18 protein-coding genes are annotated in these 21,727 nt (G+C 45.8%); 3 read left to right on the top strand and 15 right to left on the bottom strand.

Features of this window, described 5'->3' with window-relative positions; all coding sequences use genetic code 11:
- Positions 1-192: 192 nt before the first annotated feature.
- Positions 193-1,944: a potassium/proton antiporter gene (locus BCU07_RS19790; RefSeq protein WP_102429026.1), complete on the top strand. Its 1,752-nt coding sequence runs from the start codon at positions 193-195 to the stop codon at positions 1,942-1,944.
- Here BCU07_RS19790 and BCU07_RS19785 read toward each other — a convergent pair.
- The 11 genes from BCU07_RS19785 to aspA all read right to left on the bottom strand — a co-directional run bounded on the left by BCU07_RS19785 (position 1,941) and on the right by aspA (position 16,619).
- Entirely contained in the window at positions 1,941-2,570 is a 630-nt protein-coding gene (locus tag BCU07_RS19785) for a response regulator transcription factor (protein ID WP_004729724.1), read from the bottom strand. The two genes, BCU07_RS19790 and BCU07_RS19785, sit on opposite strands and share 4 nt — an antisense overlap.
- Before the next feature lie 212 nt (positions 2,571-2,782).
- On the bottom strand, positions 2,783-4,630 hold the full coding sequence (locus BCU07_RS19780) for a protein-disulfide reductase DsbD (RefSeq protein ID WP_102429025.1): 1,848 nt from the start codon (positions 4,628-4,630) through the stop codon (positions 2,783-2,785).
- A 175-nt stretch (positions 4,631-4,805) separates the two neighbouring features.
- On the bottom strand, positions 4,806-5,294 hold the full coding sequence (locus BCU07_RS19775; protein ID WP_017063664.1) for an arginine repressor: 489 nt from the start codon (positions 5,292-5,294) through the stop codon (positions 4,806-4,808).
- Between the two features lie 327 nt (positions 5,295-5,621).
- On the bottom strand, positions 5,622-6,086 hold the full coding sequence (pyrI, locus tag BCU07_RS19770) for an aspartate carbamoyltransferase regulatory subunit (protein ID WP_017062720.1): 465 nt from the start codon (positions 6,084-6,086) through the stop codon (positions 5,622-5,624).
- 15 nt (positions 6,087-6,101) lie between these two features.
- Entirely contained in the window at positions 6,102-7,031 is a 930-nt protein-coding gene (gene pyrB, locus BCU07_RS19765) for an aspartate carbamoyltransferase (RefSeq protein ID WP_017062721.1), read from the bottom strand.
- A gap of 489 nt (positions 7,032-7,520) precedes the next feature.
- Entirely contained in the window at positions 7,521-8,531 is a 1,011-nt protein-coding gene (locus BCU07_RS19760; RefSeq protein ID WP_017071175.1) for an ornithine carbamoyltransferase, read from the bottom strand.
- 141 nt (positions 8,532-8,672) lie between these two features.
- Positions 8,673-9,584 carry a carbamate kinase gene (gene arcC / locus BCU07_RS19755; RefSeq protein WP_017062723.1) on the bottom strand — a complete coding sequence of 304 codons (912 nt, stop codon included), beginning with the start codon at positions 9,582-9,584 and terminating at the stop codon, positions 8,673-8,675.
- 73 nt (positions 9,585-9,657) lie between these two features.
- On the bottom strand, positions 9,658-10,881 hold the full coding sequence (gene arcA / locus BCU07_RS19750; protein WP_017062724.1) for an arginine deiminase: 1,224 nt from the start codon (positions 10,879-10,881) through the stop codon (positions 9,658-9,660).
- A gap of 806 nt (positions 10,882-11,687) precedes the next feature.
- On the bottom strand, positions 11,688-13,136 hold the full coding sequence (locus BCU07_RS19745) for a YfcC family protein (protein WP_017062726.1): 1,449 nt from the start codon (positions 13,134-13,136) through the stop codon (positions 11,688-11,690).
- 542 nt (positions 13,137-13,678) lie between these two features.
- Positions 13,679-14,986 carry an anaerobic C4-dicarboxylate transporter gene (locus BCU07_RS19740; protein WP_004729714.1) on the bottom strand — a complete coding sequence of 436 codons (1,308 nt, stop codon included), beginning with the start codon at positions 14,984-14,986 and terminating at the stop codon, positions 13,679-13,681.
- Positions 14,987-15,167: 181 nt separating this feature from the next.
- Positions 15,168-16,619, bottom strand: coding sequence for an aspartate ammonia-lyase (gene aspA, locus BCU07_RS19735; RefSeq protein WP_017063668.1), 1,452 nt, complete (start codon positions 16,617-16,619; stop codon positions 15,168-15,170).
- 284 nt (positions 16,620-16,903) lie between these two features.
- On the opposite strand from aspA, the gene BCU07_RS19730 reads away from it, so the two are divergent.
- Complete coding sequence (locus BCU07_RS19730) at positions 16,904-17,428, top strand: FxsA family protein (RefSeq protein ID WP_012604974.1); 525 nt, start codon at positions 16,904-16,906, stop codon at positions 17,426-17,428.
- Positions 17,429-17,589: 161 nt separating this feature from the next.
- On the opposite strand, the gene trmL is transcribed toward BCU07_RS19730, so the two are convergent.
- The 4 genes from trmL to BCU07_RS19710 all read right to left on the bottom strand — a co-directional run bounded on the left by trmL (position 17,590) and on the right by BCU07_RS19710 (position 20,915).
- A complete protein-coding gene (gene trmL, locus BCU07_RS19725) occupies positions 17,590-18,069 on the bottom strand; it encodes a tRNA (uridine(34)/cytosine(34)/5-carboxymethylaminomethyluridine(34)-2'-O)-methyltransferase TrmL (protein ID WP_009844716.1) in 480 nt (159 codons plus the stop codon).
- A gap of 83 nt (positions 18,070-18,152) precedes the next feature.
- Complete coding sequence (locus BCU07_RS19720) at positions 18,153-18,770, bottom strand: superoxide dismutase (protein WP_102429024.1); 618 nt, start codon at positions 18,768-18,770, stop codon at positions 18,153-18,155.
- 76 nt (positions 18,771-18,846) lie between these two features.
- Positions 18,847-20,226, bottom strand: a complete 1,380-nt coding sequence (cpxA, locus tag BCU07_RS19715) for an envelope stress sensor histidine kinase CpxA (protein WP_017068848.1) — start codon at positions 20,224-20,226, stop codon at positions 18,847-18,849.
- On the bottom strand, positions 20,226-20,915 hold the full coding sequence (locus BCU07_RS19710; RefSeq protein ID WP_017066566.1) for a response regulator: 690 nt from the start codon (positions 20,913-20,915) through the stop codon (positions 20,226-20,228). The genes cpxA and BCU07_RS19710 overlap by 1 nt, the downstream gene beginning before the upstream one ends.
- 178 nt (positions 20,916-21,093) lie before the next feature.
- On the opposite strand from BCU07_RS19710, the gene BCU07_RS19705 reads away from it, so the two are divergent.
- Positions 21,094-21,603 carry a CpxP family protein gene (locus tag BCU07_RS19705; RefSeq protein ID WP_102429023.1) on the top strand — a complete coding sequence of 170 codons (510 nt, stop codon included), beginning with the start codon at positions 21,094-21,096 and terminating at the stop codon, positions 21,601-21,603.
- The last annotated feature ends 124 nt before the right edge of the window (positions 21,604-21,727 follow it).

Genomic DNA, 21,727 nt, shown 5'->3' with positions numbered 1-21,727 from the left:
CATAAAATTTAACAACTAAATGACCGAGAAACGGTATTTAGCCCTGCTTATGACACGAAGCGAAACATAAGTTTGTTATAGTAACAACGGCACTTTCACCGACCGTGCCTTGCTAAACGGCAGAAGATCAACAAGCTAGTGGCAAAAGATCAACAGGCTTAAAGCTCGGATTTTATTCTTTGGGGGAACGAATTGGACGCAATAACCATTAACCACTTATTCTTGACTGGTGCCGTACTCATCGCCATCAGCGTGCTTTTCTCACAAGTGTCCTCTCGATTGGGCGTTCCTATTCTTTTGATCTTTTTGTTCGTTGGTATGTTAGCGGGTGAAGATGGACCCGGTAATATTCATTTCGATGATTACTCACTGACCTACTTGGTGAGTAACCTTGCGCTTGCCGTGATTCTGTTGGATGGCGGTATGCGAACCAAGGTGGCGAGCTTCAAGGTCGCTTTCTGGCCTTCGCTCTCGCTGGCGACGATAGGTGTCGCATGTACAGCAACCTTAACCGGATTAATGGCGGCTTGGCTGTTTGACTTGTCATTAATGCAGGGCATCTTGGTCGGGGCGATTGTTGGTTCAACCGATGCGGCAGCGGTATTCTCTTTGCTGAAAGGACAGAGTCTCAATGAGCGTGTTGGCTCAACCCTAGAGATCGAATCGGGCACTAACGACCCAATGGCGGTCTTCCTGACGGTGACCTTAATTGCGCTGTTAGGTAACCCTGACGCTGAGATGGGAATGAACTTCCTACTGCAAAGTTTTGCGATGCAGTTTGGTATCGGTACTCTTGTTGGTATTGGCGGCGGCTGGGTTCTATGGAGCTTAATCAATCGAGTACAATTGGCTGATGGCCTTTATTCCATTCTGGTACTCAGTGGGGGCGTGGCTCTGTTTGCGTTCTCTAACATGCTTGGCGGCAGCGGCATCTTATCGATTTACTTAGTGGGCTTGTTCATTGGTAATCGTCCGACGCGCTCGCGACACTCGATTCTTAATGTTCTTGATGGCATGACGTGGCTAAGCCAGATCGTGATGTTCTTGGTATTGGGTTTATTGGTGACGCCATCAACGTTGATGGACATTGCTCTGCCTGCGCTGGCACTGGCCTTCGGTATGATTTTGTTTGCTCGTCCGCTGTCGGTTTGGTTGGGTTTGCTGCCGTTCAGAAGCTTTACCACCAAGGAACGTTGGTTTGTTTCTTGGGTAGGTTTGCGTGGTGCAGTACCAATCATCTTAGCGGTATTCCCGATGATGGCAGGCCTGCCCAATGCTCAGCTGTATTTCAATATCGCCTTCTTCGTGGTTATGGTTTCGCTGATTGTTCAAGGCGGTAGCTTGATGAAAGTCGCGAGATTGGCTCAAGTGACGCTACCTCCAACGCCGACACCGATTTCTCGTACTGGCATTGAAATTTACCCTGCTAGTGAGTGGGAGATGTTTGTCTACAAGCTGAAAGAAGAGAAGTGGTGTGTCGGCGAGCCGCTTAAACGCTTATCTATGCCAGAAGGGACGCGCATTGCGGCAGTGTTTCGACAAGATGCCATGCTTCACCCATCAGGCAGCACCGTGTTAGAGGCGAACGATATCTTATGTGTGCTTGGTCAAGACAAAGATTTGGACAGCTTAAGTTCGTTGTTCAGTGAGGCGCCTCTAGCAGAAGAGGCGGCTCGATTCTTTGGTGACTTCTTCTTAGATGTTGGGTTATCGGTCGCTGCGGTAAGCGATTGTTATGGTATTGAACTTGGCTCGGAAGAAGAGCGGGAAATGACGCTAAAACAATTGGTTGTTCAAGAGCTTGGGGCACACCCGGTATTAGGTGACAGCTTTGAGTGGCATGACATCACTTGGGTGGTTGCAGATATAGATGATCATAAAGTCGTCAAGCTAGGTTTATGTTTGCCTAAGACGACTTTAGAAGAGGATGTAAACGAAGCTTAATTGTGGATTTCTTGTAGCAAGATAACTGCTTGAGTTCGGTTTTTCACATCCAGTTTACGGAAGATGGCTGTCATATGTGCCTTGATGGTCGCTTCCGAAACATTCAATTCGTACGCAATTTGCTTGTTAAGTAGGCCGTCAGATAGCATTCCTAACACCTTGTATTGTTGAGGCGTCAATGTGGAAAGCTTTTCCGCAAGGTCGCTACAGGCTGCATTGTTGGTGATCAGCCCTTCAGGGAAGAACGGGTCGCCATTCAGCACTTGATTGAGTGCGCTGACCAATTCACGCATATCACTCGATTTAGGAATAAAGCCAAAGGCACCGTGGCTCTTCACTTGAGTGACAACGCTGGCATCCTCGCTGGCAGAGATCACCACAATTGGTAAATCTGGGTATTCAGCACGCAGTTGAATTAGGCCAGACATCCCGTTTGCTCCCGGCATTTTAAGGTCGAGAAGCAACAGGTCTGGTTCATCTTCTTTCTTTAGCAGAGTCAGTAAGGCATCGAGGGAATCAGCCTCAAGCAGGTTCGCACCGCTGATCGCCATATGAACTGACTGAAACAGGGCGTTGCGAAAGAGAGGGTGGTCATCAGCAATGATGATGGTATAGGTCGAGTCCATGACGTTCATACTTTTAACAATTTAGTTAATATTTATTATCATCCTGATTGAGTATGTGGACAATATCTATGCATTAAAAGTCTGAACCATATCGACTTTTATCCCCGGAATAAGAAAGCGTTACTCTGAATAGCAAAAAAGCCGCACTGTCATCTCGTTACGGAGGGACAGTGCGGCTTTCGTTTAGGCAGATATTCCGGTGAATATTGCCGTTATAGCTGGTGGTCTTGCATGTGTTTTAAGAATACATCGGCAGCCATAAATCCAGTAACACGAGCATTTGGAACATGGTTACCCTCGCTATCCCAGAACTCAATTGTTGGTAAGCCGAGTACCTGTAATTGTTTAAGCAGTTCAATGTCTTGAGGCATATTTCTCGTTACGTCAGCCTGAAGTAAGACGAAATCAGAAAGCTTGTTCTCAACATCAGCTTGGTGGAAGGTGTACTTCTCAAACTCTTTACAGGCCACACACCAATCGGCGTAGAAGTCGAGCATCACTGGCTTACCGAGTTTCTTCGCTTCGATGAGCTGGATTTCTAACTCTTCAACCGTGTTGATGCGTGCAAATTGGATGTGTTGTTCTACCGTCACGCTCTTTTCTGCAAACCAGTAATTGAGCGCAGGTTGAGCTGATGCGAACAGGCCAAGCATCGCAATGATGCCCACAGCGCTTTGCTTCCAGCCACCAAATGGCAGTGCATTCTTACTGTGGTAAAGCCAACCAAAGGCGATGAAGCCAAGGCCAGACCAAAGCACGGTTGCCCACAATTCAGGAATGATGCGCTCTAGCAGGAAGATAGGCGCGGCAAGCAAGATAAAGCCGAATACGATCTTCACCTTGTTCATCCAGCTGCCCGCTTTAGGCAATAGCTTATTACCAAACACTGCCACTAAAATCAGTGGGATACCCATACCCATAGCCAACGCGTACAGAGCAATTGCACCGGTAAATAGGTCACCACTCTGAGCCACATACAGCAGTGCGCCTGACAATGGCGCCGTGGTACAAGGTGAACACACCAAGCCAGAGATAGCGCCCATTGCGAATACGCCCAAGGTATTGCCACCTTGCTGCTTGTTGCTTTGGTTGTTGAGCCAAGTTTGGATGCTGCTTGGCAGTTGCAGGTTATAAACGCCAAACATCGACATTGCTAACGCCACGAACAGAACACTCAGCGCGATCAGCACGTAAGGGTGCTGCATAGCGGCTTGGAATTGCATGCCTGCTGAAGCAACCACTAAACCTAATAAGGTGTAGGTTAACGCCATGCCTTGCACGTAAATAAAGGACAGCATCAGCGCGCGACCTTGGCTGAGTTTGCCACCACCTAAAACGATACCCGTTAGAATCGGATACATAGGCAGCACACACGGCGTAAAGGCTAAACCAACACCGAGTGCTAAGAATAATAGAGGGGTCCACCAACTGTCACCGAGCTTATCGGCTAAGCCTTCTTCTTTTGAAACAGGGGCATTTGGCTGTTGAGTCGTGTTACTTACAACGTCTGCTTTCGGAGATGTTGGTTGCGTAGAAACATCGGTTTCGTTGCCAGCAGAAGATGAAGCTTGTGAGTCACTACCTTGCGAATTAGCAGAACCTGTTGCTGTGAAAGGTTCAATGTCGATGATACGAGTCTCTGGTGGGTAGCAGAACCCTGCGTCCGCACAGCCTTGATACTTAACGATCAGCTGTGAGCCATCTTGGTAACTCTGCAGAGGAACTTGCACGAATAACGGCTGAGTATAAATGCTCACCTCACCGAAGAATTCATCTTGGTGCGGCTTACCATCTTCTAATTCAACATTACCGATAGCGAGATTTTGGCCAGTGAACGAGAGGCTATGTTGATAGAGGTAGTAGCCCTCTTTTACTTGCCAGTCGAGAAGGACTTTGTCGTCTTGCTGGTAGTAATTGAAAGGGAAAGCTTGGTCTACAGGGACAAAACCATTGTTATTGCCTCCGAAGCTTGGCTCGGCGTTGTCGTTCCCAAATAGCGCCCACGCAGGCTGGGTGAATAGGGAAACACAAACAAAAAGTAATGTGGCAAGTCGTCGCATACTATTTAGTCATCAAAATGGAGTTGAAGGTATCTTAACTCAATCAGACCGTAATAGTTTGCTATTAGTTTCATCGGCAAACAAATATCCCCTAAGGCGGGATAGCGATTTTATTGGGTAATCGAGTGGGGAGCTGCAATTCAACTTGAGTGACTTGCCTTTGTAAAAGAGACATTTAAGCTACACCCAAGCGTGCTTTTACTACTTGTTCGCAAGCATCAATATTCATCGTATCTTTTGGAATAATAAGCACGGTATCATTACCGCCAACGGTGCCGATAATCTCAGTATGTGGGTCGATATCGACTAATCTTGCGACTAATTGAGCACAACCTGGATGAGTTTTTACGATGACCATCGCTTGGTTATGAGTGATGAATTCGATTTGCGATGAGATGGATGCATCGACACGAACCGGTGCACTTTCAACCGTGATGCAGTAAACCTTTTTACCGCAAGCATTCTGAATTTTGACAACACCAAGCTGTGACAAAATACGAGATACGGTCGATTGGCTGATACCGGTATAGCCAATATCGACGAGTTTCTCTCGCAGTTGATTTTGGGTCGAGAAGCTTTGTTGTTGTAGTAAGCGTTTGCACGCTGCAGTCAGTGTTTTATCTTCAGCTGAATACAAGCAACCGTGCTCAGTGATTGGGTTCATGAACAACTCCTTAAGGTCAACATGTGGTTATCGCTTGTCCATAGCGCCGAGCGTACTCCCAAAGCCGTAGAGTACGATTGTTAAATAGGGCTTACCGATGAATCCCGAAATAAAGAGGGAAGGTATGCGTGATGTATGATCGTCTATCCATTGAGTCTACCACTAAAGGATAGTTATCTTTTTGAAGGGGATCACCAAATAAAATTCTAGTTAATTGCTTTTATTTTGGAGTTTTATTCTTTTGTTAAATGGATATTTATTCCAAGTTTGGCATAAATATCCATCGGTATTAGGGTGCTTTGGAGACCGTGATAATGGCGCTAAGGGTTAGCGAATTTCACTCATGATCTCGCGAGAGAATACTTTTTCACAGTAGTGACATTTTAGCTGCACGTTTTCCTGTTTTAGCTGCACTTTAAAGCTGCTTTCGACTGGCTCACCGTGCGAAATACAGTTGCTATTCGGGCAAGAGTAGACACTGTGGATTTGCTCTGGCAGCACAAGGGTTAGCTTATTAACCACTTTATACTCTTCAATCTGATTGACCGTTGCCTGCGGAGCATAAAGAGCCAATTGGTTGGCTTGTTCCTTGGTCAGGAAGATGTTCTCAATCTTGATTAGATCTTTATGGCCAAGTGCCGATGATGGCAGGTTTAAGCCCATAGTGATGCGCTGTTCTGTCTTGTGTAGCTTAAACAGTTTAAGGATTTTGATACCAAGGTGAGCAGGGATGTGGTCAATCACGCTGCCGTTACGGATCGCTTCTACTTGTAGCTGAGTTTGTTTAACCATGACTGTTTCTCCTGCTTATAAAGTGTCGTTAAGAACTAGGGCCAATAGGGCTTCGCGAGCGTATACACCGTTTTCAGCTTGTTCGAAGTAGTAAGCGTGTGGCGTTTTATCAACGTCGGTGGTGATTTCGTCGACGCGTGGCAGCGGGTGAAGTACCTTCATGTTTTGACGAGCGTCTTTCAATGTATCGGCGGTGAGGATGTAAGCCGATTTCATGTGTGCGTATTCCGACGCATCAAAGCGCTCTTTCTGCACGCGAGTCATGTACAGAACATCCAGTTCCGGCACGACTTCTTCAATGCTGCTGTGAGTGCTGTATTGGATGCCCATCTCTTCCAATTCTTCACAGATGTAATCTGGCATCTCTAAGACTTCTGGCGCGATAAAGAAGAAACGCACGTTATTGAATTTCGATAGTGCTTGGGTCAATGAGTGCACGGTACGGCCATATTTTAGGTCGCCGACGAACGCCACATTGAGGTTATCGAGCGTGCCTTGTGTTTCGTAAATCGAGAACAGGTCCAGCAAGGTTTGCGTCGGGTGCTGGTTAGCACCGTCGCCGCCGTTTACTACCGGCACACCGTTAGAAAATTCAGACGCTAAACGTGCTGCCCCTTCTTGTGGGTGACGCATTACAAAGGCATCGACGTAGGATGAAATAACCTGCACTGAATCGGCAAGTGTTTCGCCTTTCTTCGCCAGTGAGGTGTTACCGCCATTATCAAAGCCAATGACCGTGCCACCAAGGCGCTGGACGGCGGTCTCAAATGAAAGGCGAGTTCGAGTTGAAGGCTCAAAGAAGCAGCTCGCAACGACTTTATTTTTCAGCAACTCTGGGTTTGGCTCGGCCTTGAGTCTTGCTGCTGTGTCGACGATAAGCTCCAGTTCATTACGAGTGAGCTCAGGTATGGAGATGATGTGCTTGTTAAATAACGAATGCGCCATAACGGGTCTTCCTTCTATGCATACAGTCAAATTGCGGACAAAAAAAAGCCCCCTAAAAATAGGAGGCTTCGAAACGATCAATAGAGCAAAATAAAAATGACACCACCGCCACTCTTTGGCGTGTAGTTTGACAATCATGTGCGACAGAATTGCAGTTCATATTTTGCTCTCTTAAGACAAATTGCGGAGGATTATACTCAGATAAAAACTGCATGCAATACTTTCTGTAAAGTATTCATTTAATGGATTTTTATGCGAAATAACCTCTACATTTTGCTTTGATTTAAGCCCTTGTTGAAACAGAAAATCTCAGGGTTTTTGGGGCGATAATGCCCTCAAGTACATGAAAAAAAATGCGGGCTTTATCCAAGGGCTAAATCCCAAGTTCGCCGCCCGCATTTCCCTGTCATTACACTTAACTTGTCAATGTCTCGCGAACAAGTGAGTGCTTAACTTCTTAGTTGTTTCGATTCTTAGCTGTTTAGGTAATTAACTGCCTAGTGTTGCAACCATTACTGCTTTGATGGTGTGCATGCGGTTTTCTGCTTCATCGAACACGATTGAGTATTCAGACTCGACCACTTCATCCGTCACTTCTACGCCATCTTTAAGCTGTGGATATTCAGCAGCAAGTTGTTTGCCGACTGTTGTATCTTCGCCGTGGAAAGCGGGTAGGCAGTGCATGAATTTCACATGTGGGTTGCCTGTTGCTTTGATCATTTCCATGTTCACTTGGTAAGGCATCATTAGGTTGATACGCTCAGCCCATGCCTCTTTTGCTTCGCCCATTGATACCCAAACGTCGGTGTATAGGAAGTCACAACCTTGCACGCCTTCTTGAACATCTTCTGTTAGCGTGATTTTGCCGCCAGTGTGTTCTGCGATTTCACGACATTGAGCCAGTAGCTCTTCTTGTGGCCAGAATTGTTTTGGAGCAACAAGGCGAATGTCCATACCCATTTTCGCAGCGCCAACCATTAGAGAGTTACCCATGTTGTTGCGAGCATCACCTAGGTAAGCAAAGCTGATTTCATGCAGTTGTTTACCACGGGCGTATTCCGTCATAGTTAGGAAGTCAGCCAGGATTTGTGTAGGGTGGAATTCGTCAGTCAGACCATTCCATACTGGAACTCCAGCGTAAGCGCCGAGCTCTTCAACGATTTCTTGACCGAAGCCGCGGTATTCAATGCCATCGTACATACGGCCAAGAACGCGAGCGGTATCTTTCATTGATTCTTTGTGGCCAATTTGAGAGCCAGATGGGCCTAAGTAAGACACGCGAGCGCCTTGGTCGAATGCCGCTACTTCGAATGCACAGCGAGTACGAGTTGAGGTTTTCTCAAAGATAAGCGCAATGTTTTTGCCAGTTAGTGTTGGCTGTTCGTAACCGTTGTACTTCGCTTTTTTTAGCTCCATAGAAAGATCTAACAAGTGTTGAATTTCGCGTGGAGTGAAATCTAGTAGCTTTAGGAAGTTACGATTGCGTAGGTTAAAAGCCATGATGTATTCCTTCTTAGATTTAGGCGCTTTCTTGTTACAGGGAAAGAAAATTCAAGAAAGCGCGATTCAATTTTTGTGTATTAATTTCAGTTCAAACGGTGATTCAGTTTTCTCGCAAGGTTTGAAAAGCTCGCGAGTAGATTAATCTTTGGTGATGTTGGTGCCTGCCAAGCCTTGCAGGATTTGCAAACCATCTTCGAGTGCACCAATACCGACGACTTTGCCGCCTTGCTGAATGAATTCGCACGATGCTTCAATTTTTGGTCCCATAGAGCCTGCATCAAATTCGAATTTCGCCAGTTCACTTGGTGTGGTGCTGCGCAGTGCGTGTTGAGTCGGTTTGCCCCAATCAAGGTAAACAGCGTCCGCGTCGGTCAAAATAAGCAGTGCATCCGCATCCAGTTGTTTCGCTAAGAAAGCCGCTGACATGTCTTTGTCGATAACCGCTTCAACACCCACTAATTTGCCGTTCTCTTTTTTCACTGGGATGCCACCGCCGCCAGTACAAATCACTAGGTGGCCTGCATCGATAAGTTGGGTGATCGCTTCGTGCTCAACAATGCCAGTAGGGCGTGGGCTTGGCACAACGCGACGGAAGTGTTGGCCGTCTGGTTTGACGATCCAGTGGAATTTCTCCGCCAATTCACGCGCTTCCGCTTCTTCGTAGATCGGGCCAATCGGCTTCGTTGGATCGGCGAATGCAGGATCGTTTGGATCAACGGTCATTTGCGTCAACATGCACGAGATGTTGCGGTTAGGTAGATAGTTCTTGAACTCTTGCATCAGCATGTAGCCGATCATGCCTTGAGTCTCACTGCCCAATACATCTAGCGGATACGGGTTTACTTTTTTGTATTCCAAACCTTGCAGAGCCAGTAAACCAACTTGTGGGCCATTACCATGTACTAGAACCACGTTGTACACTTTCGCGATTTCAGAGATGGTTTTAACCGCTGTTTCAATATTACGGCGTTGAACATCGGCTTCTAACGGCTCACCGCGACGAAGTAAGGCATTACCGCCGAGTGCAACAACAACAGTTTGCTTAGTCATAATTGTGTTCTCTCATTTTGGCCAAGCTGAGATTATTTAAGATCATTCAACTTGGCCGTTTTCGTCTTAGTGATTAGATACCATCACGCTCAATTGGGCAGCTCATGCAGCGTGCGCCACCGCGACCGCGGCCAAGTTCATCTCCAGGGATAGGAAGAACTGTGATGCCTGCTTTATCGTATTTTTCATTGGTGTAGGTGTTGCCTTCGTAGCCAATCACAACGCCAGGTTTAACCGTTAGAACGTTGTTTGCATCGTTCCACTGCTCACGTTCTGCATGGAAGTTGTCACCACCGGTCGTGATTAGGTTTAGCTTGTCTACGCCAAGTGCTTTTTCGATAGCTGTTACGAAGTAGCCTTCTTCTTTCACTTTCACTGCGCCAGACTCATCACCAGTTAGGTTCCAGCACTGTACGTCTTTACTCACCACTTCAGGGTAAACAGAGAACGTATCTTCGTTCATGTGCGTCATAACGGTGTCTAAGTGCATGCAAGAGCGGTGTTTTGGTAGCTGCATTGCGATAACTTGTTTCGCTTGACCGTGTTTGAATAGGCTAGATGCTAAGTGCTCAACACCTTGTGCTGTTGTACGCTCAGACATACCGATAAGAACCGTACCGCGACCGATTACAAGAACGTCACCGCCTTCAATGGTTGAGTTGTCGTAGCTGATGTTTTCTTCATCGCCGAAGTACTTAATGAAGTCTTGGCCAGCAAATGTTGGGTGCCAGCGGTAAATAGCGCGAACGTGGTTGGTTTCACGTTGACGAGCAGGTTTCGCCATCGGGTTGATGGATACGCCACCGTATACCCAGCAAGATGTGTCACGAGTAAATAGGTGGTTTGGTAGCGGTTCGATAATGAAGTCGGTTGGTGCGTGCATGCCTTGCATCATTGAAGATGATTTCATTGGCATCTCAGCGTAAGACAGACCACCCGTTAGGATTTTTGCTAGTTCTAGGTTTGGTAAGTCGCCCAAGTAGCAGCGCACATCGTTAGCAAAGGTTTTGCCTAAGCGGTAATCAGAAACTTGATGATTCAAAAGCCAATCTTTCGCTTCTGGCACTGCTAGCGTGTCTGCTAGTAGGTCAGTAAGAAGAAGAACTTCAACACCTTGATCACGCAGCGTTTGAGTAAATGCGTCATGCTCTTTACCAGCACGTTCAACAGCCAGTACGTCATCAAATAGTAAATCGTGACAGTTAGAGGGTGTTAGGTGAGTCAGTGCGCGTCTTGGACGGTGAACTAGAACGCGGCGTAATTGACCTATTTCAGAACCTACATAGAACTTACTCATGATCGTCTCTCTCTTATATATTTGAATTACTTTTATCGCTAAGAGTAATTATTTATTTTCAGTTGAGAAGAATGAATTATTTATTCATATCTCTTGTCTGGAATTAATATTACGCCTGCTAGTCAGGTATTCTTAGAGATCTATCACAAATCGTTTTTTATCCCGCAGCCCTTTAAAATTTAAGGGTTTTAACAAACTTTATGCACTTTCAGTTATGAATAATACATTCTAAATAGTTAGCAGTTAGGGAACTTTATGCACGCTTTTTTGACGAAACTTACTAGAATCTAATTTACGAGGGATTATATGCAGAATAGTTTTATTGATAAGAGTGTACTTAGCTTGGAAGTATGCAGTGTTTTTATTTAGATATTTAATTTTGGATGTGGAATTAATTGTTTATTAACAAAGTAAATGCGAATAAAGCTGTTGCGATCACATTTTAAAATCGGCTGTTTAAGTGTGTTTTTTGATAGAAAAGGGCATTAATCCTCGTCTGTTTATTAGGCTATTAATTACTTTAAATATAATTAACGTTAATAAGTGACTAACTATTTGTTTAAACATCATGGTTGAAAATAGAGTGTTATTTCATCAAGAAAATTAGATGTTTAAAAGTAGGATTGATTCTTCTATTGCGAGTGCTTTGAGTTTAGTTGAGCTTGGCTACGAACAGAAGAACCTTGAATATCGCGTGTATGGCTTTGAGGAGCTGTTTCAGTGGCAGAGGGTTACATTGAGAGGGAACAATAAAAAAGCCGCTGTGAGAAGCGGCTTTGGATGAGAAAGGAGTGAAGTGCTGTTAGTTAGATCAGCGCACCAATACTCAGTACAACAATGCAGAACACCATCAATATACCGACTAGTGGCATCACCCATTTAACCCAGCGCACGTAAGGGACACGAGCAATCGCCAAACCACCCATCACCACCGCGGAGGTTGGGGTGATTAGGTTCACCAAGCCAGATGCAGATTGGTACGCAGTGATAACCAAGTCACGACCTACGCCAGCAAAGTCGGCCAGTGGTGCCATGATTGGCATGGTCAGTACCGCTAAGCCAGAGGTCGATGGCACTAAGAACGACAGTAGAATCTCTAAGAAGAACATCACGTTAATGAAGATAACCGAAGAAAGCCCCGTTACCATCTGTTCTGCTGAGAAGAGAATGGTATCGGTGATCATACCGCGGTCCATCACCACTACGATACCACGTGCAATACCTATGATGAGCGCTACACCAAGTAGGTCGCGGGCACCATCAATGAAGCTGGTGGTAAACTCTTCTTCGCTCATGCGAGCCACAATACCAACGATGATGGTTGCTGCTAAGAACATCGCTGAGATCTCAGCCATCCACCATCCAGCAACGGATACACCATAAATCATTACAGCGAACGAGCCACCAAAAATGGTCAGAATCAGTTTGCGAGTCGCGGTGAATTCAAGTTTTTCGCCGCTCGCATTACCTAAGAAGTGCGCTTTGTTCTCTTCGTATTTGTCGTAGACAATTGATGTTGTTGGATCGGCTTGAACCATTCTTGCGTAACGCATTACGTAGGCAACACAAATACCCCAACCAATAATCAACATCGCAATGCGCAACACGATACCGTCTGTAAATGGAATACCAGAGGCGTTGGCAGCGATCACGGTTGCGAATGGGTTAATCGTTGAACCCAGCACCCCAATACCTGCACCAAGCAGTACGGTCGCAGCGGCAACAAGAGGGTCAAAGCGAGCTGCCATCATTACCGGCACTAGCAATGTATAGAAGGGCAGTGATTCTTCCGCCATGCCGTAGACGGTACCACCTGCGGCAAATAGCGCCATCAGTATTGGTATCATCAACTCTTCTCGCCCTTCTAAGCGGGCGGTGACGCGCTCGATACCGGCATCAATGGCACCCGTTTTGGTTACTAGCCCTAAGAAGCCACCAATGATTAAGATGAACAGCGAAACGTCGATAGCCGCCGCTTCATAGCTATTGTGGTCATAGAAGCCGTCAATAGGCGCGAGCAGTACATCAATCACGCCTTGAGGGTTACCTTCTACCGCTTGATAGGTTCCGGTTACGGGTACTTCTCGGCCTAGCTCTTCATTCATTGCACGGTCGTATTGGCCTGCTGGAACAATCCAGGTAAGCAGTGCGACGAACGCAATCAGAATAAATAGAATGGTGTAGGCAGAAGGGAATTTAAAGTTGGCAAAGAAGCCGCCCTTTTTTTTCTCGCTTGGTATCGTTTGAGTTGTCATGGCTATCTCCTTACATCATCTTAAATAGAATTGACGTGAATTAGCGACTAATGTTTATAGATTGTAAATACAGTGATATTTATAAAGCATTCAACGATATAAAATTCTTGCCCTTATAGAGCGAACATCTATATGACGTTGCCGACTTTAAATATAAGTATCTTTATATTTATATATCCAAATGAATTAAGATTTAATTTAACTGCGGTTATTTTATTCCTTACGTCGCCATTTAAGTTTGGTATTGTTCACAAAAATAGTGACCAATGAATAGGATGAAAAACGTTAGAAAAAGAGCAAGGTTTTTTGGTTAGTTAGCTTGGATTAATATTCGATGTGAATTAGATAGAAACAAGGGGTGGTTGCGTTGGCAGGCATTGTTAATTAATGGCGTGAATATTATTGGAATTTTATTCAAACTTTATTTTTGTTCGGGTTTTTAGGTTTATAATGTTTATTTGATACGTATCAAATAAACACATTGTGCAGAAAAGAAAAAAGGAAGCCGAAGCTTCCTTTTAGGTTTGGTTTTTCAGCGAGTGTTAGATAAACAGACCGCCGAATGCGAAGCCGAGTGCTACCGCTGTACTGATTGTTGCCACACCAGGAATGAAGAATGGGTGGTTAAATACGTACTTACCAATACGAGTTGAACCTGTGTCATCCATCTCAACCGCTGCCAGTAGCGTAGGGTAAGTTGGAAGTACGAACAGTGCACTTACCGCAGCAAAAGAAGCCACGGCTGTTAGTGGTGCTACGCCAATCGCTAGAGCTGCAGGCATCAGTGCAACCGTTGTCGCGCCTTGAGAGTAAAGCAGCATAGAAGCGAAGAACAGAACAAGAGCCAGCATCCAAGGGTAGTCAGCAAGTAGAGCACCAGCAACGTCTTTGATTTCAGCAACGTGTGCATTCACAAACGTTGAACCTAACCAAGCCACACCCAGTACACAAACACATGCTGTCATACCAGAGCGGAATGTTGGAGCCGAAGAAATCTTCGCTGCATCAATCTTAGTGAACATCACGATTGCCGCTGCTGCTGCCAGCATCACAGACATGATCGCTTCGTTACGGCCCAGTGCTGGGTTTTCAATTAGGCCAACAGAGCTAGAGATAGCGGCTGCGTAGCAAACAACAAAACCAATCGCTGCAAGGAAGATGTAAGTCGCCTTCTTCGCTGTTGGTAGAATTTCGCGTTTCTCTTCTGTTGCTAGCTTGATTAGACCTTTCTCTAGACGTTCTTGGTAAATAGGATCGTCTTTCAGTTCGCTGCCCATGTAGTTCGCGACAACCGCACCAACCATACAAGCGATGAAGGTTGTTGGAATACAAACCATCAATAGCGTTAGGTAATCGACACCAAAGGGTGCCAGCATCGCTGCGAAAGCCACAACTGCTGCCGAAATAGGCGAAGCTGTGATCGCAATTTGAGAGGCTACAACTGCGATAGACAGTGGACGAGAAGGACGAACACCTTGGCCTTTTGCTACTTCTGCAATAACAGGCAACGTAGAGAATGCTGTGTGACCAGTACCCGCCATTAGTGTCATTACAAAGGTCACAATCGGCGCGTAAAAGGTGATACGTTCAGGGTGTTTACGCAAAAAGTTTTCTGCAATTTGTACCAACCAGTCCATACCGCCAGCAACCTGCATTGCTGCAATTGCGGTGATAACCGACATGATGATCAAAATTACATCGACCGGGATAAAAGATTGGCTTGTTGGAACACCAAGAATTAATGAAAGGGCAATAACACCAGCACCACCGGCAAAACCAATACCGATACCGCCAATTCTGGCCCCCAAAAAGATAAAGAGCAGGACGACAAATAGTTCTACTGCAATCATAAGTAACACCTCATTTTAGATTTTATTATGTGAACATTCGCCACTGGAATGTTCACATAATAGTTCTATGGTTTAGGTTTAATTAAGCAAAAACGCAACTAACGGAAATCCACAAGATCAGCAGGGTTAACCGTATTGGAGCCTAAAAAAGGGCTCCGTTTGGAGCCCTTTCTCGCTACCGTTATTCGTAGCGTTTAGCTTTATACTGAGGATGCATTAGATTTTCAACAGAGAAAATGTCATCAAGTTCTTCTTCGGTCAATAAACCGCGTTCTAGAACTACATCACGAACACTCTTACCTGTTTCTGCACAGATCTTACCAACAATGTCACCTTCGTGGTGGCCAATGTATGGGTTTAGGTAAGTGACGATACCGATAGAGTTAAATACGTGCGCTTCACATACTTCTTTGTTTACCGTAATGCCGTCTACACACTTGTCGCGCAGGTTCACACAAGCGTTTGTCAGAATGTCTAGAGACTCAAACATGCTTTGTGCAATAACAGGTTCCATTACGTTCAGTTGAAGTTGACCACCTTCCGCAGCGAAAGAAACCGTGTTGTCGTTACCTAGAACTTTGAAGCAAACTTGGTTTACTACTTCAGGTACAACTGGGTTTACTTTAGCAGGCATGATTGAAGAACCTGCTTGCAGTTCAGGTAGGTTTAGCTCGTTCAAACCAGTACGTGGACCTGAAGAAAGTAGACGCAAGTCGTTACAGATCTTAGATAGCTTAACTGCTAGACGCTTAAGTGCGCCGTGCGTCATTACGTATGCGCCACAGTCAGACGTTGCTTCGATTAAATCTTCAGCCGCTACACACTCTAGGCCTGTTACTTCTGCTAGGTGTTTCACTGCTAGGCCTTGGTAACCCGGTGCTGCGTTCAGACCTGTACCGATAGCCGTTGCGCCTAGGTTTACTTCAAGCAGTAGTTTTGAAGTGTATTCTAGGTTTTTGATTTCTTCATTGATGGTTACAGCCCAAGCGTGGAACTCTTGGCCAACCGTCATTGGAACTGCGTCTTGAAGCTGAGTACGACCCATCTTCAAAATCGTGTTGAATTCTTGGCTCTTAAGCTCGAATGCACCTTTTAGGTATTCGATCGCATCAATCAGTTTACGAACGCTGTTGTAAACAGAGATACGGAAGCCAGTTGGGTAAGCACAGTTTGTAGATTGGCTGCGGTTTACATGGTCGTTCGGGTTGATGAACTCGTATTGGCCTTTTTCTTTGCCCATAAGTTCAAGAGCCACGTTCGCAACAACTTCGTTTGCGTTCATGTTTACAGAAGTACCAGCACCACCTTGGAAAACGTCCGATGGGAACTGATCCATGCACTTACCCGTGTCTAGAATTAGGTCACAAGCTTGGATGATGTATTTAGCCACTTCGCTTGGAATTACACCTAACTCTTTGTTTGCTAAAGCCGCCGCTTTCTTAGTCATCACCATACCGCGAACGAATTCAGGTACATCTGAGATCGTTACATTTGAGATGTTGAAGTTTTCAACTGCGCGTAGAGTGTGGATGCCGTAGTAAGCATCAGCCGGAACATGACGTTGACCTAATAGATCTTCTTCGAGACGAGTAGCTTGAGGAGCTTCAACTTGAGCTTCTGATTGAGTAGCCATAACAGGATCCTTAGAGAATTATTCTGATTATATAGTTAGTTATTAGCCTATTCTGTGTGCAAATACTCCGTTCGCTAGAATATTGGGCTGATAAATCCGTCCTGACTTATGTGGCACATGATACTGTACTTAGCGCATAAAAATATTAAGTGGATCACCTTTTTCGGTTTTGTTTCGTCAATATTTTGCAAAGTTATTCTTGGTCAATAAACACGCTTATTTACAGGATAAATTTGAGATTGTTAGGGCTTTCAGCGTAAACTGCAAGTAACAAAGGAGGGCGTGTGTTTCCTATCTTATTATTACTATTTATCTTCGTACCCATCATTGAGATTGGGCTATTTATTCAAGTTGGTGGCTTCTTAGGATTGTGGCCAACTATTGCGTTGGTTTTGATCACTGCATTTGTGGGTGCATCGCTGGTTCGTAGCCAAGGCATTCAGACACTTATGTCTGTGCAAGGTCGTTTGCAACAAGGCGAAATGCCAGCACAACAGATTCTTGAAGGCGTGATGCTTGCAGTTGCCGGTGTATTGCTACTGACTCCGGGTTTTATGACGGACGCACTCGGTATGTTGGTATTATTGCCAGCACCAAGAGCGATGATTGCCAAGAAAATGATGGAAAAAATGGTGGTGACCAACATGTCTGGCGGTTTCCATGCCGGTGGGCAAGCTGGTTTTGGCCAGAGCCCATTTGGACAAGACCCATTCAATCGCGATCCATCTGACCAATCAAAAGACGGCAACACCTTTGAAGGTGAGTTTGAGAAGAAAGACGACGACAACGATCGTAACCGCTTAAACTAATTAATTTTTTCTCCCTTTATATAGAGGGAAAACAGAAAAGGCTCTTACCTTTATCCTTCGCAAGAAAGTGATAATGGTAAGAGCCTTTTTTATTGTCTGTCGCTAGCTGTTACTTACTGTTTACTATCGATAACAGATAAAAGATAAGCTTGAGTGTTCGGTTATACCGCGCCTTCAAAACCCATTTGTCGCCATGCTTCAAAAGCAATGATTGCCACTGCGTTAGACAGGTTGAGGCTGCGCGCGTCTGGCATCATTGGAATACGAATGCGTTGTTCCATTGGCATGCTTTCAATGAACTCAGCAGGCAGGCCGCGAGTCTCAGGGCCAAACATCAGCACATCGCCTTGTTGGAATTTCGCATCAACGTGGTGGCCTGTCGTTTTTGTGGTGCAAGCAAAGATGCGGAAATCACCCTCACGTTCATTCTCTAGATACTCAAGGAAAGCTTCTAGGTTCTTGTGACGCTTAACTCGCGCAAGGTCGTGGTAATCCAAGCCAGCACGACGAACCTTCTTCTCTTCAAAATCAAAGCCAAGCGGTTCAATCAGGTGCAGATTTGCGCCGCAGTTAGCACATAGGCGGATGATGTTACCCGTATTGGGTGCAATTTCTGGTTCGTATAGAGCGATATCAAACATGTTGGTTCACAAGAGTAATCAAAGATAGCCCGAGTATACGGTGGCAAGCTGAGTGAGTACAGTTCGCCACCGTCACCATTCGCTTACGCTTGGTTCGTTAGTGCTTGCGCGTAGTTTTCAGATACGGCATTCCAATTCACCACATTCCACCATGCATTGATGTAATCAGGACGACGGTTTTGGTAGCTGATGTAGTAGGCGTGTTCCCAAACATCGAGCGCGAGAATCGGTTCGCCATCACTCGCCACGGTATCCATCCACGGATTATCTTGGTTCGAGGTTGAGATGATCTTCAGTTGCCCTTGCTCTACCACTAGCCAAGCAAAGCCGGAGCCAAAGGTATTGATCGCCGCTTGGGCGAACTGATCTTGGAATGTCTCGAAATCACCGAAGGTACTCTTGATAGCCTCACCAAGCTCGCCCGTAGGTTCACCACCACCGTCTTGCGACATGCAATTCCAATACAAGATGTGATTGTAGTAGCCGCCGCCATTGTTACGCACGGCAGGGCTGTGCTGAGATATGTTGGCAAAGATCTCGGTCAGAGATTGCTGTTCTAGCTCGCTGCCAGACACTGCCGCAACAAACTTATCGTAGTAGGTTCTATGGTGCTTGTTGTAATGCACTTCCATTGTCTTAGCGTCAATGTAAGGCTCTAGGGCATCGTAAGCGTAGGGTAAAGCAGGGAAAGTGTGCGACATGGTAAATCCTCCTTAATTAGAGGATTTACCATAATGATAATAACAATCATTATCAACTGTGATCTTTGTGGGGGTATTACACCGGTAAGATAGGCAGGGTGATTTCGAGTTGTAATCCACCGAGCTGGCTGCGGGTTGCGGTGATGGTTCCGCTGTGTTGGCGAATCGCACTTTCAGTAATGGTTAATCCAAGCCCTGTGCCGCCAGAGTTTCTGTCACGCGCTGTTGAGACACGGTAAAAAGGTCTGAAGATAGAATCGAGTTCATCCTCTGGAACACCATCACCATTATCATTGACGCAAATTGTTAGCTGATCTTGAACCACATGGAACTGTACATCCACTTGGTCTTTACCGTAGTAGATGGCATTGCGTGTAATGTTGTCTAGCGCACTCATCAGCAGTTTAGGGTTCCCCGAAATAGAGCGTTCTGGGATCTCCGAGAACGTCAGTTGTTTGCCCATCTGTTCGGCTTCAAACTCTGCGTCTTTTAAGATCTCTTCCCACAGGCTAGAGATAGGCTGAACCTCACGAGTAATGTGGCTGTCGACCTGCATGCGCGATAGCGTTAGCAGCTCACTGATCATCTGTTCCAAACGCTGTGCTTCGGTATCAATGCGTTCTAACTCTTGGCTCTCGCCTTGTTTACGAATCGCCAGTGCATTGGCCATGCGAAGACGTGTCAGTGGCGAGCGGAGCTCGTGTGAGATATCAGAGAGCAGGCGTTGTTGCCCCGAAATCATCTGGTTCACCGCTTCGACCATCTGGTTAAAGCTCTCACCTGCTTGTCTGAACTCTGAAGTACCTTTTTCGAGTGTTGGATCGACCTCGAATTGACCTTTCGCCACGCGTTGTGCCGCGCGTTCTAGCCTGCGAGCGGGTTGACTCAGTGCCCAAGCTAACCAAAGTAATAGCGGGGTACTCGCCAACATCACGGCAAGCAATAGCTGCAGAGGTCTATCAAACAGGCGCAGTAAGAATGGCGGTGGTTGGTTCCACTTCACTCCGGCATACATCAGCAACTCTTCACCAGCGAGAGTAATTGGCACTGGCCCTGCGACCATGTAGTGTCCGTAGAGTTTTTGCTTCGGTATCTCAGGGTTATCAATCGAGGTAACAAAGTTACGAATCGCCTTTAGCTTATAGTCTGAATGCCTTTTCGAGGTAAGGACTGCGCCCTCAAGATCGGTCAGGTAGATGCGAGCTCTAGAATCCTTGCGGCTGCGTGGCGCCTCCAGTTGGAAGACAATCTTGCCCAGATTAGGTTCTTTGGCGTAGCGTTTCTCTGTGATTTTAGCGATACGCTCGAGTTTATCGAGGTGATCTGCGGGCACATCTCGCGCGACTCGAGGGTCTAAATGGGGAAGTGACAGCACCGACAAAAGCACCAGTAACATGGTGAACCAAAAGATAGCAAAGATACGTCCATATAAGCTGGTGATTTTAGGTATACGCATTAATCTTCCTCTACCAATAAGTAGCCACGGCCTCGTAAGGTTTTGATACGTGATTTGCCGTCAGTGCGCTCAGGAATCTTCTTACGTAGATTAGAGATGTGCATGTCTATCGCGCGGTCAAACGCTGCGAGCCTTTTACCCAGCACATCCAAACTCAATGCTTCTTTGGTGATCACTTGCCCTGGGTTTTGGATAAGGTGACTCAGTAGGGCGAACTCGGTTGTGGTGAGGTCGATGAGCTCCCCATTGCAGTAGGCTTCTTGTTTGCCCGGGAAGACTTCGATGTCTTGATATTGAACTCTATCACTGGCCGCCTTAGGTGCGGTGTTGGTTTGAGTACGACGCAAGATAGCTCGAATACGAGCTAACAACTCTCGGTCACTGAAAGGTTTAGGCAGGTAATCATCCGCGCCAAGTTCAAGACCAATCACACGGTCGATCTCTTCGCCTTTTGCGGTCAGCATTAGTACCGGCGTTTCCCAATTTTCCCTCAGCTTTTTTAGCGTTTCCATGCCATTAAGGCGCGGCATCATCACATCCAAAAGGACCAGATCAATCTCATCATTGATCGCTTCAAGCCCGGCATAGCCATCATTGGCTTCGGAGACAGTGAAGCCCTCAAAGCTCAAAATGTCTTTAAGTAAGCTGGTTAACTCTGTGTCGTCATCAATAAGAAGAATGTTCGCCATTGGGAAGCCTTAATCATTTAGTTAGGTTAATAATACTGCTAATTATTCGTCAACTTTCACTCTTTACGATTCTTTACGCTTTCTAAACGTCACTTTACGAGGGAAAGACTAATCTATATTCAAGCGCTGAGAAACAGACGCAACACATGACTTATTATACCGAATTGAGGCAACAATTATGAAAATGACTAAGAAACTTGTACTAGCAGCTGCGGCACTTCCACTTATTTTTGGTACAGCAAGCGCGTATGCTTACGGTGGTGGTGATAAAGGTGACCACAAAGGTATGCACGACAAGTGTGGCGGTTTCGATAAAAAAGTAATGCGCCAACTAGACCTAACCGACGCTCAAAAAGAACAGTTAAAAGAGATGCGTGAAGCAGACCGTGCTGAGATGAAAGCAAAGCGCGGTGCAAACAAAACGGCAAAAATGGCGCAAATGAAAGCGCATCACGAAAAGGTTCAAGCATTGGTACTTGCTGACAACTTTGACGAAGCAGCAGCAAACGACCTAGCAAGCCAAATGGTTGAGAAGCAAACTGAGCGTCGCGTAGTAATGCTTAAGAAGCAACACCAAATGATGAGCGTACTAACGGCTGAGCAAAAGACTCAACTGAAAGAAATCCAACAAGAGCGCATGACTAAGTGTGCTGACAAAATGGGAAAACGCATGAACAAAGACAAGTAATTCATTGCTTGAAAAATCAGCGTTGAATGAAAGTGTTTAGAAAGAAGCGGCCGAGTGCCGCTTTTTTTGATCCTTAAAAATGAATGTTTTACATCATAGCTGTCATATTCAATTGGTTGTTTGC

It is taken from the genome of Vibrio sp. 10N.261.54.E10, assembly GCF_002877735.2.
Lineage (GTDB): Bacteria > Pseudomonadota > Gammaproteobacteria > Enterobacterales > Vibrionaceae > Vibrio > Vibrio crassostreae_C.
Note: the sequence above shows the minus strand (reverse complement) of the source record. Positions and strands in the feature narration are given on the sequence as shown.